Here is an 18,167-nt window from a genome sequence, read left to right as displayed (position 1 = left end):
CCGGAAGCCTTATAACGCAAAAAAGCGCCCGCTTCGTGGAAGCGGGCGCTTTCGCATTGTCTGTCTTGCCGGTCGCTATTTGTCGAGGCAGTCGAAGATGCGCTCAAAGGTCTTGAGCACTTCGAGGCCGTCCTCTCCGGTGATGGGGACCGGGGTGCCGTTGCGCAGAGCGTCGAGGAAGGCGGTCAGTTCGGCCTTGACCGGCTCGCGGAACATGAGCGGCCACTCGCGCACGGAGTAGGATTTGTCGTAGGTTGAGAAGGCCGAGTATTCCTTGACCTCCTGGGTAATCAGGTTGGCCGCGATGTACTTGGACTCGCAGGCCACGTTGATCTTGCGCCCCTTGTAGGGGGTGACCCAGTTGGTAGTGATGTTGGCGAGCACGCCGTTTTCCATCTCGCAGGTGATGAGGGCGGAATCCTCGTGCTTGCCCAGCGAGGTGGAGGAGACCGCGTACACGGTCTTGAACTCGGAGCCGGTCAGGTAGCGGATGAGGTCGATGTCGTGGGACCCGAGGTCCTTGATGACGCCCACGTCCTGAATACGCGGCGGATACGGCCCCACGCGCTCGATCTGGATGGAAATGACGTCGTCGCCGACGAGCTCCTTGACCCGGGAAACCGCCGGGTTGAAGCGTTCCACGTGTCCTACCATAAGGGCCACGCCCTTTTCTCTGGCCTTGGCCACGAGTTCCTCGCCCTCGGCCGCGGTGGCGGCAAGGGGCTTCTCGATGATGGCGTTGATGCCCTTGTCCATGACCTTGAGACCGGTCTCATGGTGCAGGCTGGTAGGCACGCAGATGGACATGGCGTCCAGGTCGTGCGCAAGCAGCTCGTCCAAGGAGGCAAAGGCCTTCACGCCGAACTGTGCTTCAACCTCTTCGCGCGCCTTTGGATCGACGTCGACCACTCCGACAACTTCCACGCCCGCCATTTCGGTATAGTTGCGCAGATGCACTCTGCCCATCCAACCCAGGCCGACGACTCCGACTTTCATCATATATGTAACCTCGTTCTAGGGTTCACGTGTGCGTGTGAGTAGTACAGGGCAACGGCCCCCATGGCAACCCCGGAGAGGCGCATTCCCCGGTTCGTCTTGCGGCCGGACCGCACATGGGCTACTAACTGTCCATGCAGAAAGGCAATCCATCAGGCCCCATCTGGTTCAGCGTGGGCGAAGCCTCCGGCGATTTGCACGGCGCGGAACTGATGAAAGCGCTCCGGCAGGCGGACCCGGGCGTCTCCTTCACGGGCATGGGCGGTCCGGCCATGGAAGCGGAGGGCCTCAGGCCCCGCCACTCCATGCGCGAGATTTCCCTGGTGGGGATAACCGAGATTCTCGGCGGCTTGCCGCGTATCCTCAAGCTGCTAAGGGTCATCAAGAGCGAGCTCAAGGCCATCCGGCCCGGGGCCATCATCCTTGTGGACTGCCCGGAGTTCAATTTCCGCATCGCCCGGATAGCCAAAAAAATCGGCATCCCGGTCTACTACTACATCAGTCCCCAGATATGGGCGTGGCGTTCGGGCAGGGCCGAATTCCTGCGCAAGTTCGTCCGCAAGGTCATCTGCATCCTGCCCTTCGAAAGGGACTTCTACGCGAAATACGGCATGGACGTGGACTACGTGGGACACCCGCTCATGGACGTGCTGCCCCTGGACAGACTGGACGCAGTGCGGCCCGACGAAAACCGCGTGGGGCTGCTGCCCGGCAGCCGGACCAAGGAGGTCTCGTCCCTGCTCCCGGTATTCGCGGAAACAGCCCGGCTGCTGGCCGCCGACCACCCCGGCCTCGAATATGTCCTGGTCCGCGCACCGGGCATGGACGAATCCCTGCTGCGGTCCCTGTGGCCCGACGACATCCCGGTTTCCTTCGTCTCCCCGGACGAACGGTACGAGACCTTCCGGTCGTGCAAGTTCATCATGGCCGCCTCGGGCACCGTCACGCTGGAAACCGCGCTCATCGGCACCCCGGTCCTGGTGGCCTACAAGGTCTCTCCCCTGTCCGAGCTGGTGGGTCGAATGCTCGTCAACGTCGAATTCATCTCCCTGCCCAACCTCATCCTGGGCCAAGAAATCTACCCGGAATTCATCGGTAAAAAGGCCTCGCCCGAGAACCTGGCCCGAACGGCCCGGAACTGGCTGGACGATCCCGAAGCCTACCGGGAGGTCAAGGACGGGCTCAACGTCCTGCGCACCATGGTCGGCGACCCCGGCGCGCCCCTCCGCGCCGCCCGAATCATCCTCGACGACCTCGAAAAACTCGCGCCGCCAACCGGCTGACCGGCCGACCGGCCGACTGGCCCCGTCCCCCCATTTCTGCTAAACGGCAACCATAATGAATCGATTCGCCATTCCCCGCACCCTGCCGTCCTGCGCCCCGGTCCAGCCAGCCTTTGCGCGCCATTTTTCCGGCTGGCAACTGGGCATGGGCCTGCCCGGCTCCCTGGCCGGTCTGCTGCCCGGCCTGTTCATCCTGAGCGAAGAAAACCCGGGCTGCCGAAGCGCGGCCATGGGCATGGCCCTGTGGGGAATGCAGGCGCACCCGTTGCATCCGGACCTGGCCCGATGGGCGATCAAGGCCGTGAACCTCGGGCTCAGGGCGGACCGCGCCCTGACCCGCCTCATGATCCTGGCAGCCGAATCCGCGCAGCCCGGCGAAGGTGAGGCCGCCGACGCATGGCATGAACTGGCCCGCCAGGACGACCGAAGCCTGATTCTGCGCTTCCTGGCCGTGGTCCTGAGCGACCCGACCAAGGGCCTTGGCTGGCTGAACCACATCTGGCGGGACCTCATCCACATGGGCAGGCCGGAGATCGCCAAGGCCGCCCTGGACATGGTCCATTGGCCCGAGGCCGCCCTCCCTTTGCGGGCGCGTTTCGAGGCGGACCGGGCTTTCCACTGCCTGCCGCCCGAGGAAGCCCTGCCGGTGGTCGAGAGCCTCGACCCGAACCTCTGGGGACTGTGGCGTGCCTACGCGGGCGGCGAACTGCTGCTGCGGATGGGCCGCACCGGAGAGGCCAAGGGCGCGCTCGCCGGGCTGTGGCAGGCCATCCCGTGGCACGTCAATCTGACGCTCAAGCTCCACGATCTTTTCCGCCCCGCGCCCACGGCATCCCCCGAGGACTGCGAAGAAGCCGCCGTGCTGCTCTACTCTTGGAACAAAGCGGACCTCCTGGCTGACACGCTGGAATCCCTTCTGCGCAGCGAGATCGGCCGAGCCAGGGTCTTCGCCTTGAACAACGGGTCCTCCGACCACACCGGCCAGGTCCTCGCTCAAGCGGCCCGACGGTTCGACGCGGACCGATTCCATATCGAGACATTGCCGGTCAACGTGGGCGCGCCCGCCGCGCGCAACTGGCTCTTGTCCCTGCCCGAGGTGCGCAAGGCGCGCTGGGCGGCATTCCTGGACGACGACATCGTCCTGCCCGAAGACTGGCTTCTGCGGCTGCTCGGCCCGACGCGGGGGCGCGACGACCTTGGGGCCGTGGGCTGCCGGATCACTGCGGCGGTCCCGCCCTTCGGACTGCAATCCGCGGACTACAACATCTTTCCCGTGCGGCCGCCCGAGGGCGAACCCGACGCGCTGCCAAACCGGGTGCCGGTCCACGACAACTGCGCGGGCAGTCCCGACACCGGGATGTTCACCTACACCCGGCCCTGCCTATCCGTGTCGGGCTGCTGCCATCTGGTCAACATGCGCTCCATAAAACGCACCGGCCCCTTCGACCTGCGCTACACCCCGTCCCAGTTCGACGACCTCGACCGCGACCTGCGCGCGAGCCTCGACGGCACCCCGGCCCTGTACGTGGGCGGCCTGGCCGTGCGCCATGTGCAGCACTCGTCCCTGGCCAAATCCAAGACGGCCAAACAGATCGGCCAGGTCATGGGCAACAAGCTCAAGCTGGACACCAAGTACACGGACGACGAACTGGACCGTTTGGGCCGGGAGAACCAGGCCATGCTCTGGGCCGATCTCGAAGAAAAATCCCGCTTCCTGGTTGACCGCCTGGGCCTGAATGCCTAATTCCTGCCCATCACGTTCCCCAATGGAGTAAGAGCATGGAAGATGTCCGCGTCTATGGCGATTTTCATCGCATCAGTCCTGAAATATTCGAAAAAATAAAGGACCTGATCCCCTTCGAACAGGTGGACTACAACGGCGACGTCCTGCGCGTCGACCACGAGGGCCACTACATCCTCATCGACGACTTCATCGAAGCCGTGCGCGACAACCTGCCCGAAAACGGCTACGGGCACGTGGAGTTCATCGACCAGCTCGAATGGACCGTCACCCGCTACACGATCAAGCCCGGCAAAATCGAGGAAAAGCTCGTCCATGTGGACAACGTGCTGGACGCGCACCAAAGGGATCACGGCCTGTAATCCGCCGCCCCGCCCGCAATGAAAAAGGGACTGCATCGCAGTCCCTTTCTTTTTGCCTGATCCCGAAACGATCGGGATGGAGACGAACGGTCGCCCCCTGGAGTCCGTCCCGGATTACGCCAAGGCGTTCCAGAGCATTCGCGTGCCGACCAGGAACAGGAGGATCGCGAAGATCTTCTTGAGCTTGGTCACGGGCAGACTGTGCGCCAGCTTGGCCCCGAAGGGCGCGGTCAGCGTGCTGGTCACGATGATGCCGAGCAAGGCCGGAATGTACACATAACCGATGTGCGGGCCGGGAATCCCCGCCACAGACCAACCGTTGACCACGTATCCCGTCGTCCCCGCCAGAGCGATGGGCAGCCCCACGGCCGCGGCCGTGGCGATGGCCGTATGCATGGTCTGGTTACACCAGGACAGGAAAGGGACAGTCAGCGTGCCGCCGCCGATGCCGACCAGGGCAGAGAAGACGCCGATACCGCTGCCCGCCGCAAAGGTGCCCTTATAGCCGGGCAGCTCGCGCTCACCCTTGGGCTTGATGTTCAACAGCATCTGCGTGGCCACGTAATACAGGAACAGGCCGAAGAACACCTTCAGGAACAGGGTGGACAGCAGCGATGCGACCCAGGAACCGAAGTACGTTCCGACGATGATGCCGGGTGCCAGCCGCCAGAAGGCGCTGTAGTTGATGGCCCCGCGCTTGTGGTGGGCGCGCATGGACGACAGGGAGGTGAAGATGATCGTGGCCATGGACGTGCCGAGCGCCACGTGCTGGATGTGCTCCACCGGGAAGTTCTGCCATTCGAAGGCGAAGTTGAGCATGGGCACGATGACCAGGCCCCCGCCGATGCCGAGCAATCCGGCCAGGACCCCGGCGACCGCGCCGAGACAGATGTAAAGCAGGTAGGTGGTTATCACGGGTCGAAGCCTCCTTTAGAACAGGACGTTGGCGTCCACGGACGCGATGTCCGCACAGCCGGTCAGAACCATGGCCCCGGAGAGCTGGCTTCTGATGGTCTCGAAGTATTTCTCGACCCCTTCCTGCAAACCGCCCACGGCCGCAACGGACACCGGACGGCCGATAAGCACGCCGTTCGCGCCCAGAGCGAGCATCTTGAGGATGTCCGCGCCGGTGCGGATGCCGCCGTCCACCAGGATGGTGATGTCGCCGTGCACCTTCTCGGCCACGTCGGGCAGGGCCTCGGCCGTGCCGGGGGTGTGGTCGAGCACGCGGCCGCCGTGGTTGGAGACCACTATGGCGTCGGCTCCGGCCTCAACGGCCAACGCGGCCTCGTCCGGGGTCATGATCCCCTTGAGGACAAACTTCGCGCCCCAGCCGTGCACCTTGTCGATGATCTTCGCCAGCTCGGCAACGGGCTTGGGCGCGACCGGGCGGCCCATCTGGCGAAGGGTAATCAGTCCGGCGGCGTCAACGTCCATGCCGAACATGGAGCAGCCGGTGGCGCGGGCCTTCTCCAGCTTCTCGTCGAGTTCCCCGCCCTCCCAGGGCTTGATGAACGGGATGCCGTGGCCGTCGTTCTTCGCGATAGCGGCGAACCCGGCCTCGTGAATAAAGGGCGGCACGCCGTCGCCGGTGCAGCCGATGACCCCGGCCGCCTTGCAACCGCCGACCACCGCGTCGATGTAGTCCTCTTCGGATACGCCGCCGCCCATATTGAAGGACACCCCGCCGATGGGAGCGGCCATGACCGGCATGGACATGTCGATGCCGAGCAGCGTCGTGGACGTATCGGGCTCGGCCGCGTCATGCAGCAGCCGCATATTCAGCCTGAAGCCTTCCAGGGCCTCCACGTTGGCCTTGAAGGACGCGCCCGTTCCCAGGCCGCCCATGCCCGGCACCTCGCCCGCGCAGGCCCGGCCGTCGCAGACCTTGCACACCCGGCAGAAGCCTTTCATCAGTTCCCGTGCTTTCTCTTTAACTTCCTTCATCGCTATCTCCTTGAGTATACTCCTCTTTGATTATCAAAGATGATTCTTTCCACTTCGTCGAGATGTTCCCGCATGGCCCGCTCGGCCCGCATGGCGTGGCCGTTCCTGACGGCTTCCACAATAGCCCTGTGCGCGGCCAGCGACGCCTTCTGCCGTTGGGGGGACTGAACCTCCTCGGCCCGGCTCCGGGAAAACCCCTCGTGCAAGGCCGAGACCATTTCGCGCAACACCGGGTTGCCCGAGGCTTCGGCAAGGGCCTGGTGGAACTGGTGATCGATGCCCGCCCCGCTCTCGCCGCTCCGGATGGCCTGCTCCTGCTCCATGATAATGGCCTCAAGGCGCATCTTGGCGTCCGGCGAACCATTGCGCGCCGCCAGGGCCGCTATCTCCGGCTCCAACATCTTGCGCACCTCGAACACGTCCTGGAGGTCGTAATCGCCTGTCAGAACCGCCTCTATGAGCGATCCTCCCCGGCCGCCCTCGTCGGGACGGCTGACAAAGGTTCCCGCTCCCTGACGGCTGGTCAAAAGGCCCGACTCGGACAATATCTTGATGCCCTCGCGCACCGTGGTGCGGGACACGCCGAACTGCTCGGCCAGCTTCCGCTCGGCCGGCAGCCGGTCTCCGGGCTGCAATCGTCCATGGTCGATCATCTCTTTGATCTGGTTGACGATCTCATCGGATATGCTTTTTCTGGTCACTGGCCTGGCTTCCATATCACGCCTCTTGTAAATTGGTTGGACCAATCCGGTTTAGGACATGTTGACCGCCGAGTCAAGGGGGAAAGAAGAAACAAGGGCAACACGCTGCCCCAAAAGGGGGAAATGGCTGGACGTAACCCCGTTCCGGGCGTTAAGGGGTCCTAGGCCTGTCGCCGCAGGAGGTGCGGTAGATCGAAAGGACGGGCCGCGGTTGCAACCCCACATACTGCCTTTTGAGAGGCGATTCCATATCAGCATGAAAACTCTACAGAAAAAGTACGGATTCTGGACCGCGACCGCCATGGTCGTGGGCATCGTCATCGGTTCCGGCGTATTCTTCAAGGCGGACAACGTGCTTGAGGCTTCGGCCGGAAGCCTGCCCACGGCCTTGCTGGCCTGGCTCATCGGCGGCGCGATCATGGTCGTGACCGCCTATGTTTTTTCCAAGATCGCCACCCGCATCGAGCGGGTCAACGGCGTGGTGGACTACTTCGAACAGGCCTACGGCAAAACCGCCGGATACCTGGTGGCCTGGTTCATGACGTTCATCTACTACCCGACCCTGGTGGCCGTCCTGGCCTGGGTTTCGGCCAACTACACCCAGGGCCTTCTCGGCACGGAAAACGCCCTGTGGCCTTTCGCCTGGGCCTACATGACCCTGTTCTTCCTGCTCAACTACTTCTCGCCCGTCCTGGCCGGGCGGTGGCAGGTCACGTCCACCGTGGTCAAGCTGATTCCGCTGGCCCTGGTGGCCGTGGTCGGCACCATCGCCGGGCTGACCAACGGCATGACCGTCGAGAACTTCACCACCGCGGCCAAGACCGTCTCCGGTGAAGGCGGCGGCCTGGCTCTGGCCACCCTGTCCACGGCCTTCGCCTACGAGGGCTGGATCATCGCCACGGTCATCAACGCCGAACTCCGGGACGCCAAGCGCACCCTGCCCCGCGCCCTGGTGGTCGGAACCATCGCCGTGGTCTGCATCTACATGCTCTACTACATGGGCATTTCCGGCGTCCTGACCAACGAGCAGGTACTGGCCGAGGGCGACGCCGCCCCCGTGCGGGTCATCTCGCTCATCTTCGGACGCCTGGGCGGCACCCTGCTCACGGTCTTCGTCATCATCTCCTGTCTGGGCACCCTGAACGGCCTCATTATGGGATCTGCGCGCGGCATGTTCTCCATCGCCTCGCGCGGCCTCGGCCCGAAGCCCGACTTCTTCTGCCGGGTCAACCCCGTAACCAACAGCACCACCCATTCGGCCGTGCTGGGCTACGGTCTGTCCTGTTTCTGGCTGTTGGTCTGGTACGGCAACTTCGCGGGCTGGTGGGGCAACTTCATGGACATCTCCGAACTGCCCATCGCCTTCCTGTACGTCATCTACATCTCCCTCTACATCTGGGTCATGAAGACCTTCACCGATCTGGGCAACGTCAGCCGCTATCTCTGTCCGGTCCTGGCCGGAGCCGGATCGGTGTACATCATCTGGGGAGCCATCCAGAAGGCCATGTTCCTGCACTTCCTGGTCGTCTCCCTGCTCATCCTGATGTCGGGCGTCTGGCTCATGCACGGACGCAGACCCAAAAACCGCAGACGGCAAAAGGCATAATCCGAAGCGGACCGAAAGCATCGGGCCGACGCGCGCTATCAGCGGGCGTCGGCCTTTTTTATGGCCGGGAGGTGGAGAAAGACAGGAGCGGAGCCGCCTTCGGCGGAATTGTCGGGTGACTTCGCCTCCGGCGGGCAAGGGGAGCGCCCCCTTGCATCCCCTTTATCGCCCCTTCGGGGCGGCGACGAGACCGAGAGGAAAATCGAAGCGGGAAAGGAAGGCGTATGCGGGGAGTGTAGCCAATGTTTTGACCCATTGGGAATACAGGATCGAAGCCGCCTCCGGCGGGATTGTCGGGTGACTTCGCCTCCGACGGGCAAGGAGAGCGCCCCCTTGCATCCCCTTTATCGCCCCTTCGAGGCGGCGACGAGACCGAGAGGAAAATCGAAGCGGGAAAGGAAGGCGTATGCGGGGAGTGTAGCCAATGTTTTGACCCATTGGGAATACAGGAGCGGAGCCGCCTTCGGCGGGATTGTCGGGTGACTTCGCCTCCGGCGGGCAAGGGGAGCGCCCCCTTGCATCCCCTTTATCGCCTCTGCGGGGCGGCGGCGGGGCTTGAGGCCGCAGCTATTGTCAGGCGCGGCGGAGGGTGTGGAGAGTGATCTCCGGCATGGTGCCGATACGCATGGGCGGCCCCCAATAGCCGGTGCCCATGTTCACATAGAGTTGTGTGCCGTCATGTATGTACGGACCGCGCACGAACGTCTGGAACAGATGAATGACATAGTTGTACGGGAAGTATTGCCCGCCGTGGGTGTGCCCGGAAAGCTGGATGTCGAAACCCGCCTCCGATGCGGCGTACACGGAATCTGGCTGATGGGCCAGAAGCACGGACACATCGTGTTCCGGCGCTTCCGCCATGGCCTTCGACGGCGAAGAGACGTGCCCCGGCACCATGCGCCCTGCGCGCAGGTCCGTCACCCCGGCCAGCAGAAGCCTGCCCCGCCCAGTATCTATAAGCGCGTGTTCGTTGACCAGGGGCCGGATGCCCAGCCGCCGCGCCTCGGACAGCCATTCGAACACGCCGGAATAATACTCGTGATTGCCGGTGCAGAACCACACCCCGTGCGGCGCATTCAGATCGCCGAAGGGCAGAACGTCCGTCTTGAGCCCGTCCACGGCTCCATCCACCATGTCGCCGGTGTGCACGATGAGATCCGGGTCGAGTCCGTTGACCGCGTCCACGACCTTGCGCGCCCAGTCCGCGCGAATGGTCGGGCCGATATGAGTATCCGATATCTGCGCTATGGTGAAGCCGTCCAATCCTTCGGGAAGATCGAGCACGAAAAGATCGTTCTTCAGCACCGAGGGCTTTCGCCGGGCATTGTACACGCCGAATCCGGTCATGGGCAGGGCGGCAGCCAGAAACAATCCGTTTGAGGCGTTGAGCAGGAACCGGCGGCGGGCGTGGTTCGGACCGATGAAATAGGGCCGTTGGCTGCGCCGCGTGAACAGCCGCTTCAGGCCCGACATCAAGGCCCCGAACAGACTCGGAATGTCCCGGGCCAGCATGAACACGACCAGAATGGAAATAAATCCGAGAAAGGTGAACCCGACCCAGTCGATGCAGTCGCAGACGATAAGCTCGTAGCGGTTGGTCCGGTGCAGCACCCAAGTCAGCCGGTGGCCGAACAGGAGCAGGGCCAGCAACGACCAGAGCGTGATCTTGCGGCTGCGAGCTATCCGCAGTGGATTTATCAACCGCCACCCCAGGTACAGAACAAGCAGGGTGGAAACGGTCATGACGATGATGAACCAGTAACTCATGATGAGATTCCCTCAGGACTTTTCCCTTTGAGCATGGAGGACATCCCGGCCGATGTCAAACCGGGCGCCCTATTCCCTCCCTGGTTCTCAAGCCCGGGGGAATCTGCTAGAAACGGAGCAGACCAAGAGCACAAGGAGCCTCCCCCCCGTGAACCTCGACCTGCAACTCGACCTGCCCGCGACCCTCATCGAGGCCAACCCGATGTTGGACCTCGCGGCCAAGACCGGCATCATGCTGCTCGCCGGGCTGCTCGCCTTCTTCCTGACCCGGACCCTGCTGCTGCGGGGGGCCCGCGCCTTTTCTCATCGCACCAGAAACGGCTTTGACGACTTCCTGTTGGAAACCGGATTCTTCTCCCGCGCCGCGCTCCTGGCCCCTGCCCTGGTCTTCTTCTGGGGACTGGAATTTCTCTCCGGGCTCAAGGGAGTCCTCGACCGCCTCGTCTTCGCATACCTGGCCGTGAGCGTTGTCCTTATCCTGGCCACACTTCTGGACGCCCTGTCCAATCTGTACAGCACGTTCGAGGTATCAAGCCGCCGGCCAATCAAAGGCTACGTGCAACTGGTCAAGCTGTTCATATACATGCTTGGCGCGGTTTCGGTGGTGGCCATTCTCCTCGGCGAATCGCCCTGGGGGCTGCTCTCCGGCATCGGCGCCATGACCGCGGTGCTCATGCTCGTTTTCCGCGACACCCTCCTTTCCCTGGTGGCGGGCATCCAGATATCGGCCAACGACCTGCTGCACACCGGCGACTGGATCGAAATGCCCGCCATGAACGCGGACGGAACCGTCATCGATATCGCCCTGAACACGGTCAAGGTCCAGAACTGGGATATGACCGTGACGGCCATCCCGACCTTCAAGTTCCTGGACACGCCCTTCAAGAACTGGGAAAGCATGACGAAAAGCGGCGGACGCAGAATCAAGCGGGCCATCATGATCGACCAGTCGTCCATCCGGTTCGCCGACCGGGAACTCAAGATGCGGCTCATGACAGTTCAGCACCTGGCCCCGTTCATCGCCATGCGCCAAAAGGAGATCGACGCCGCCAACACCGCGTCCGGCGCGGACCCCGCCTCGCCCCTCAACGGCCGCCGCATGACCAACGTCGGCCTGTTCCGCCGCTATGCCTTGGAATATCTGCGCTGCCATCCCAAGATTCGCCAGGACATGACCCTGCTCGTCCGCCAGTTGCAGCCCCACGCCGACGACGGGCTGCCGCTTGAGATATACTGCTTCACCAGCGAGACGGCCTGGGCCCTGCACGAGGACATCCAGTCGGACATCATGGACCACCTCCTGGCCGCCCTGCCCGAGTTCGGCCTGCGCGCCTACCAGCGCAACGCCCTGGTGGACGGCCGTTCCGCGATCTAACCGATAAGCCGGGCCGCGCAAGGCGTCCTTTCGACGGCCACGCCCCAAAAACACACAATACCGGCAAGTCGATATTTAACATAGGCAATCACCTCCGGGACTATCGGTCCGACACGCAAAACCCGTGCCTAAAAAACACCCCAAAAACGTTCGAAAACACTGTTGACACGCGCTGACCCACGGCCTGCGGAGGCTTGCCGGGATTCGGGAAAAACTCCCAAATAGATTGTTCTTTTTCTTGTGGAATACCGCAAATCAGGTGTTCCCAAGCGGCAGCCCTTGTGGTAAGCAATCTTTCACGGATCAACGATCATCTTTTCCCGCCCGCCGCAATCCTTTCTGTCGAAAACAAATCCCGTCGGAATCGAAAAGATTTTTTTCTAAACTTACTCTAGAAAAAAGTTAACTATATTGCCGTGTTCATTTTTCGACAACAGTGGAAAACTTTTTCAATTTTTCAATAATCGCTTATAATCTCTTGTAACCGCTAAATCCTGATCAGGTAGTCAAATATTTTCAGAATCCCCCCTGTACAAAATTTTTCTCGTGAGATAGATTAACCCTCACGCGCTCAAGCCCTTTTTCCTTCGAAATCGGGCCGCGTCCACCCCGGGGAATGGTGACGGTAAAGGCATACCCCGGACATTATCACTACTTAACTTATGTTACCTACGTCGGGTGCAGCCGTTCAAGCGGCCGCGCCATTGCGAGGAGTCGAGATGAGCGATCCCACTGGGGTCTGGAATTATGTTCGCGGGTTCGAGAACCTGAGCCTGTGCGATTGGCCCGGAAAGACCTCATGCATCATTTTTCTGGGCGGCTGCAATCTGCGCTGCCCCACCTGTCATAACTTTCAGCTCGCCTGGGACATGCAGTCCCTGCCCGTCATCGACCCCCAGCGCGTCAGGACCTACCTGCGCGACAGGGCAGGATGGCTGGACGGCGTGACCATCACCGGCGGCGAGCCCACAACGGTGCCCGGCGTGGGCGAACTGGCCTACGAAATCCGCAAGGCCGGTCTGCCCGTCAAGATGGACACCAACGGGATGCGCCCCGAGGTGGTCGCCGATCTCCTCCAAGCCAAGCTTGTCGACACCTTCGCGGTGGACGTCAAAGGCCCCTACGCCAAGTATCCGGCGCTGACCGGCAAGGCGGTTTCCGAAATAGCGGCCCGCGCCAATATGACCCGCATCTTCGAGATGGCCGAGGCCATGCCCGACGCCTTCTACTTCCGGATCACCCAGGTGCCCGGCCTGACCAAGGCCGACGTCGCCGTCGCGCAGAGCTATCTGCCCCCGAAACAGGAACTGAAAATCCAGAAATTCGTGCCCCCAAGGAGGACGCCGGAGCATGCCAAGTCAAATCATGAAGAGAGACGGCCGGCTGGAAACCTGGTCGACTGAGCGCATCGCACAGGCCATTTTCAAGGCGCTTAGCGCCAGCGGCATCAAGGACCCGCTCCTTGCCAAGCGGCTGGCCCGCAAGGTCGAGAAAAAGCTCGCCGACATGGACATCCCCGAGCAGGAGCACGTCCAGAACATGGTCGAGCAGGTGCTCATGGAGGCCCGGCAGTACGACATCGCCAAGAAGTACATCATGTACCGCGAAAAGCGCCGTCAGCTCCGCTCCCAGAAAGAAGCCTACCTGGACATCAAGGAAGTCATCGACACCTACCTTGACCAGGCCGACTGGCGCGTGAACGAGAACGCCAACATGACCCACTCCTTCCAGGGGCTCATGCTGCACCTCTCCGGCACGGTCCAGGCGCGCTACGCCCTGGAGAAGTACCCTGAGGAAATCCGCCTGGCCCACGAGCACGGCTATTTCCACATTCACGACCTTTCCTTCGGGTTGGCCGGATACTGCGCAGGCTGGTCCCTGCGCGACCTGCTCCTCGAAGGCTTCAACCTGGCGGGCCGCGCGTCGGCAGGTCCGGCCAAGCATTTCGACACGGCCCTCGGGCAGATGAACAACTTTCTCGGCACCCTCCAGAACGAGTGGGCCGGAGCCCAGGCATTCAACAACGTCGACACCTATCTGGCCCCGTTCGTCCGCGCCGACGGACTGGACTACGAACAGGTGCGCCAGTGCATGCAGAAGTTCGTCTTCAACCTGAACACCACCTCGCGCTGGGGCGGACAGTCGCCGTTCACCAACCTGTCTTTCGACCTGGTGGCTCCCAAACACATCGCCACCGAGCCGATTATCATCGGCGGAAAATACGACGACAAACTGACCTACGGCGACTTCCAGGAAGAGATGGACATGGTCAACAAGGCGTACATCGAGGTCATGCTCGAAGGCGACTACAGCGACCGTATCTTCTCCTTCCCCATCCCGACCTACAACGTCACCGAAGACTTCCCCTGGGAATCCGATATCGGCGACCTGCTCATGAAGCTCACCGCCAAGTACGGCGTGCCCTACTTCCAGAACTTCATCAGCTCCGACCTCAACCCTGAGGACGTCCGCTCCATGTGCTGCCGCCTCCAGATGGACCTCCGAGAGCTGCGCAACAAGACCGGCGGCCTGTTCGGCGCTGGCGACCTGACCGGCTCCATCGGCGTGGTCACGCTCAACCTGCCCAAGCTCGCCTACCTGGCGCAAAGCGAGGACGATTTCCTCGATCTGGTCGAAGAATACGCCGAGCTGGCCAAGGACTCTTTGGAATACAAGCGCAAGGTCATCAACGCCAACCTTGAGGCGGGCATGTTCCCCTGGTCCAGGCGCTACCTCAAGAACGGCTACAAGGGTCACTTCTCCACCATCGGCCTGCTCGGCGGCCACGACGCCTGCCTCAACCTCATCGGCAAGGGCATCGAAACCGAGGGCGGCGTGCGCCTCATGCGCCGCACCCTCAACCACCTCCGCCGAATCACGGCCCGCTTCCAGGAGGAAACCGGCAACCTCTACAACCTTGAAGCCACCCCGGCCGAGGGCACCAGCTACCGGCTGGCCAAGATCGACAAGTCGCTCTACGCCGACATCAAGACCCAGGGCAACGGCACTCCCTACTACACCAACTCCACGCAGTTGCCCGTGGGCATCTCCGACGATGTCCTCTACGCCCTGGAACACCAGAACCAGCTCCAGCCCCTCTACACCGGCGGAACCGTGTTCCATACCTTCTTGGGCGAAGCCGTGTCCGACCCGAAGTCCCTCAGGAACTTCATCATCAAGGCGTTCACCAAGACCAAGATTCCATACATCTCCATCACGCCCACCTTCTCCATATGCAAGGAGCACGGGTACATTCTGGGCGAGCACTTCGAATGCCCCACCTGCGGCCAGGAGGCCGAGGTCTATACGCGGATCGTGGGCTATTACCGCCCCGTGTCCCGCTGGAACAAGGGCAAACAGGCGGAATACACCGACCGCGTGGTCTTCGGCGACTGCCTGTGCAATTAATCGAGTTCTGAAGACCCCTGAGAGGAAAGGGGTCCGAGGATAGTGGAATGTAATGCCCGCTGCTTCCCGCAGCGGGCATTACGCTTTTTGAATGTTCGCCTCCGCCCCCCCTATCTCCCTCTCACCCTCCGAAACTTTTTGTATGCGCTTCCGCGCGGCCAAAGGTTCGCGAAGGGATGAGCCTCTTTGCAAAGGGGATGACCCTGTAGAAGTAATTCCCAAGATAAAACACACGTTCTTACCAGCGAAGCGAAACCAAAAAGTTAAGGAAAGAAAGTTGCTTGTGACTTAGCGAAGGAGAAGGAGGCATCCCCATCTTCCCTACCCGCTTGCCGGGACTCGGGCGAGGTGGTAGAGAAACCGGCCATGTCATACCTCAAGGAATTCAAGAACGCGGTATCGCGGACACGGAAGCTGGGATTGGGCGAACCAACGGTCAACGAAACGGCCATGCCGCTCGATCAGGCCGTGCTGAACGCCATAGAGGAGACCGGACACATTCCGTTCCGGCAGCGGGCCGTGCAGGCTCTTTCCGTGAATTTCGGCATGTTCCATATGCTGACCAAGAAATTCCACATTCCCGGCGGCATACTGACCATGGGCAACGTGTCGGTGGACGGCGGAATGCGCTTTCCAGTCACGCCCGCACATTTTCGGAAGATGATCGAAAACGAATCGGGCGAAGACGCATTGGGGACCTATCATCTCTGGACCACCCTGCCCGGCGGACTTATTCTGGACCACGTCCTGCCTTCGACGCTTTCCGGCGAGGGACTTCTGAAAGTGAACGAAGCCCTACCCGCCGAACGCTATTTCTACGGCCCGGCCGACGAGTTGGGACACGGCATCGAGTATCATCCCATGGTCGTGGGCCTGGAATTTCTCATCGCCTCGGGAACCATCGACCGCGAGGCCATGGAATACCTCATGGGCGAGAAATTTCCCAAGCAGTACGGCAACTGATCGCAGTCGGTCAGTTCATCAAATCCCTGAGCCATACCTGAAAGGCGGGTTCCACCTCGTCGGGCAGGCGCGACAGCTCCGGACGCCCCCTGACCAACAGGACCTTGACCACCGAGCCGGGACGGTAACGACGCCACAGGCCGTTCGGCAGCCTTGCCTGGGCGCGCCGTGTGAACCCGTCCGGGTCCGCGTACTTGTATTCGATGACCAGACTGGCCTGGGGATAATCCGGGTCCTCGACCGTCCGGGCATCAAGCACCAGGCCGGACGTAATGTCCTCGCCGAACAGCCGGGCGCGCTCGGCACGCAGGATGTCGTAGGGAATGGAGGCCAGCCCCCAACAGATAAGCCCGACCGCCGCCACACCTATCAGGATGCGGGCAAACTTCTGCGCAGGGGTGCGCCTGGGCGCGGAACCGGAAAGATAAACCATGCGGCGCAGGATACATTCCCTCCCGACCTTGCGCAAGCAATCGAAAAAACTTGCGTCCCCCCTCGGCTTTGCTTGCCATTCCCCGAGCCCCGGAGTAACTGTACCTTCTGGCGGATGAACACCGCCGCTTTGGGGGAATCTACATACATGCAAAATGCAATCAGGCAAGTGGAAGAAAGCATCCTGCGCATGACCGCCGTGGTCCGTGCCAGGCAGGCCGCCGTGACGGCCAAAAGCTTCGGCGAAGAGCCCAATCCAAAACTCCGGCCGCGCGGCTGGTGGGTCTTGGCGTGCGGCGATCCTTTGGACGAAGCCTCTTTTGACAACCGAGAACAGGCTCGCGAACGACTGCTCGCCACCACCCGCAAGGCTGGGCTCGTCCTGCCCGAAAACATCTGGGTCTGGGACGACAACGGCACCGCGCAACTGGTCATCAGCACCGTACCATCCATCCAGCGCGCCAATATCCTGGCCCAAAAGCTCCGTGAAAAAGGGCTGATTATCCGCATCAAGCGCGAAGATTTCTAAGCGCCTCTCCGCTCCAGCGAAAAAAAAGCCCCGACAGGGCCTGCCTCCCCCACTCGCTTTCAGCGAGGGAGGGGCCTCGCCGGCCGGGCGTCTCCGACGGCTCAAGAACCCTTTGAAAAGGGTTCTTGAGAATCTCCCAAACTTTTTATGTCGCCTTCGGCGAAGGGTGTATGCATAAGAAACTGCTTCTTATTCAATACCTAGGTTTACGGCCGAGTCTCGCCCAAAGCGTCAGATAAGCTTAATTGCAACCAACTTATCCGCGTAGCGGCACAAAAAGTTTAGGAAGGGAAAGGGGATGGGGGGTCCGGGGGAAGGGGAAAGGGAAAGCCCTTTTCAAAGGGTTTCCCTTTCCCCTTCCCCCCGGCCGCCGGAGGCTTCTAGCCTCTGGATTCCGGCAGATAGGGCGTGAGTTCCGTTACGGCCTCGAAGAGGAAATGATCGACGAGATGGCACATCATGTGCCCGGCGGCGATATGAATTTCCTGGATGATGGCGGTATCGCCCGAGGGCACGGTAACCAGGAAGTCGGACACGGCGGCCATTTCCGCACCGCTCTGGCCGGTCAGGCCGACGGTGACGATGTTGTTGCGCTTGGCTTCACGCATGGCGCGAATGACGTTGGTGCTGGTGCCTGAAGTGGAAAAACCCACGAGGATATCTCCTGCCCGGCCCAGGGCGAGGAGCTGCTTGGAAAAAACCTCGTCGAAGCTGTAGTCGTTTCCGATGGCGGTCAGGGCGGATGTGTCGGTGGTCAGAGCCAGCCCGGGCAGGGGCGGCCGTTCCATGCGGAATCGGTTGGTGAACTCTGCGGCCAGATGCTGGCTGTCGGCGGCTGACCCGCCGTTGCCGCAAAACATGACCTTGCCGCCTCCGGCCAGGCAAACGGCCATGGCCCGGGCGATCTCGACCACCAATTCAGCCTTGGTATCGAAGAAGGCCTTGCGCACGGCCAGACCGGCCGACGCGTGATCCATCACCTTCTGCAAAGCGGATTCAGACATGCATTCCTCGTTTATGGTTGTCGTCCAACGATAGTCAGCCCTGCCTATACTGC

At 61.8% G+C, this 18,167-nt stretch carries 16 protein-coding genes; 9 read left to right on the top strand and 7 right to left on the bottom strand.

Annotation, left to right across the window (positions count from 1 at the left end):
- Window positions 1-75: 75 nt before the first annotated feature.
- On the bottom strand, window positions 76-999 hold the full coding sequence (locus LF599_RS05190; protein ID WP_279522543.1) for a Gfo/Idh/MocA family oxidoreductase: 924 nt from the start codon (window positions 997-999) through the stop codon (window positions 76-78).
- Between the two features lie 131 nt (window positions 1,000-1,130).
- On the opposite strand from LF599_RS05190, the gene lpxB reads away from it, so the two are divergent.
- Genes lpxB through LF599_RS05175 form a run of 3 tightly spaced genes read left to right on the top strand, consistent with a single transcriptional unit; the run spans window position 1,131 to window position 4,382 of the window.
- Complete coding sequence (gene lpxB / locus LF599_RS05185) at window positions 1,131-2,279, top strand: lipid-A-disaccharide synthase (RefSeq protein ID WP_279522542.1); 1,149 nt, start codon at window positions 1,131-1,133, stop codon at window positions 2,277-2,279.
- 55 nt (window positions 2,280-2,334) lie between these two features.
- Window positions 2,335-4,023, top strand: coding sequence for a glycosyltransferase family 2 protein (locus LF599_RS05180; RefSeq protein WP_279522541.1), 1,689 nt, complete (start codon window positions 2,335-2,337; stop codon window positions 4,021-4,023).
- Between the two features lie 35 nt (window positions 4,024-4,058).
- A complete protein-coding gene (locus tag LF599_RS05175; RefSeq protein ID WP_269941471.1) occupies window positions 4,059-4,382 on the top strand; it encodes a hypothetical protein in 324 nt (107 codons plus the stop codon).
- Window positions 4,383-4,496: 114 nt separating this feature from the next.
- Here the strand turns inward: LF599_RS05175 and LF599_RS05170 are convergent, their stop codons facing one another.
- From LF599_RS05170 to LF599_RS05160, 3 genes are read right to left on the bottom strand one after another with little or no spacing between them, the layout of a single operon-like run.
- Window positions 4,497-5,297 (bottom strand): sulfite exporter TauE/SafE family protein, encoded by an 801-nt coding sequence (locus LF599_RS05170; RefSeq protein ID WP_269941472.1) that lies wholly within the window; start codon window positions 5,295-5,297, stop codon window positions 4,497-4,499.
- Between the two features lie 15 nt (window positions 5,298-5,312).
- Window positions 5,313-6,329 carry an alpha-hydroxy-acid oxidizing protein gene (locus tag LF599_RS05165; protein ID WP_279522540.1) on the bottom strand — a complete coding sequence of 339 codons (1,017 nt, stop codon included), beginning with the start codon at window positions 6,327-6,329 and terminating at the stop codon, window positions 5,313-5,315.
- A 2-nt stretch (window positions 6,330-6,331) separates the two neighbouring features.
- Window positions 6,332-7,045 (bottom strand): FadR/GntR family transcriptional regulator, encoded by a 714-nt coding sequence (locus tag LF599_RS05160; protein WP_279522539.1) that lies wholly within the window; start codon window positions 7,043-7,045, stop codon window positions 6,332-6,334.
- 241 nt (window positions 7,046-7,286) lie between these two features.
- On the opposite strand from LF599_RS05160, the gene LF599_RS05155 reads away from it, so the two are divergent.
- On the top strand, window positions 7,287-8,636 hold the full coding sequence (locus tag LF599_RS05155; protein ID WP_279522538.1) for an APC family permease: 1,350 nt from the start codon (window positions 7,287-7,289) through the stop codon (window positions 8,634-8,636).
- A gap of 573 nt (window positions 8,637-9,209) precedes the next feature.
- On the opposite strand, the gene LF599_RS05150 is transcribed toward LF599_RS05155, so the two are convergent.
- Window positions 9,210-10,403 carry a metallophosphoesterase gene (locus LF599_RS05150; protein WP_269941477.1) on the bottom strand — a complete coding sequence of 398 codons (1,194 nt, stop codon included), beginning with the start codon at window positions 10,401-10,403 and terminating at the stop codon, window positions 9,210-9,212.
- Between the two features lie 148 nt (window positions 10,404-10,551).
- Between LF599_RS05150 and LF599_RS05145 the strand changes: the two genes are divergently transcribed.
- From LF599_RS05145 to LF599_RS05130, 4 genes are all read left to right on the top strand, one after another.
- Window positions 10,552-11,778 carry a mechanosensitive ion channel family protein gene (locus LF599_RS05145; protein ID WP_279522537.1) on the top strand — a complete coding sequence of 409 codons (1,227 nt, stop codon included), beginning with the start codon at window positions 10,552-10,554 and terminating at the stop codon, window positions 11,776-11,778.
- Window positions 11,779-12,497: 719 nt separating this feature from the next.
- Window positions 12,498-13,181, top strand: coding sequence for an anaerobic ribonucleoside-triphosphate reductase activating protein (locus LF599_RS05140; RefSeq protein WP_279522536.1), 684 nt, complete (start codon window positions 12,498-12,500; stop codon window positions 13,179-13,181).
- Window positions 13,129-15,186 carry a ribonucleoside triphosphate reductase gene (locus tag LF599_RS05135; RefSeq protein WP_279522535.1) on the top strand — a complete coding sequence of 686 codons (2,058 nt, stop codon included), beginning with the start codon at window positions 13,129-13,131 and terminating at the stop codon, window positions 15,184-15,186. Before LF599_RS05140 ends, LF599_RS05135 begins: the two co-directional genes overlap by 53 nt.
- Window positions 15,187-15,552: 366 nt before the next feature.
- A complete protein-coding gene (locus tag LF599_RS05130; protein WP_269941479.1) occupies window positions 15,553-16,149 on the top strand; it encodes a hypothetical protein in 597 nt (198 codons plus the stop codon).
- Window positions 16,150-16,159: 10 nt separating this feature from the next.
- Here LF599_RS05130 and LF599_RS05125 read toward each other — a convergent pair whose 3' ends face one another.
- Window positions 16,160-16,582 (bottom strand): hypothetical protein, encoded by a 423-nt coding sequence (locus tag LF599_RS05125; RefSeq protein WP_279522534.1) that lies wholly within the window; start codon window positions 16,580-16,582, stop codon window positions 16,160-16,162.
- A gap of 147 nt (window positions 16,583-16,729) precedes the next feature.
- Here LF599_RS05125 and LF599_RS05120 point away from each other — a divergent pair, with 147 nt between their 5' ends.
- Window positions 16,730-17,110: a hypothetical protein gene (locus tag LF599_RS05120; protein WP_269941481.1), complete on the top strand. Its 381-nt coding sequence runs from the start codon at window positions 16,730-16,732 to the stop codon at window positions 17,108-17,110.
- A gap of 380 nt (window positions 17,111-17,490) precedes the next feature.
- On the opposite strand, the gene LF599_RS05115 is transcribed toward LF599_RS05120, so the two are convergent.
- On the bottom strand, window positions 17,491-18,114 hold the full coding sequence (locus LF599_RS05115; protein ID WP_279522533.1) for a D-sedoheptulose 7-phosphate isomerase: 624 nt from the start codon (window positions 18,112-18,114) through the stop codon (window positions 17,491-17,493).
- Window positions 18,115-18,167: the final 53 nt, after the last annotated feature.

This window comes from Pseudodesulfovibrio thermohalotolerans (assembly GCF_021353295.2).
In the GTDB taxonomy this organism is placed as follows: domain Bacteria; phylum Desulfobacterota; class Desulfovibrionia; order Desulfovibrionales; family Desulfovibrionaceae; genus Pseudodesulfovibrio; species Pseudodesulfovibrio thermohalotolerans.
This window is presented reverse-complemented; position numbering and strand designations above follow the sequence as displayed.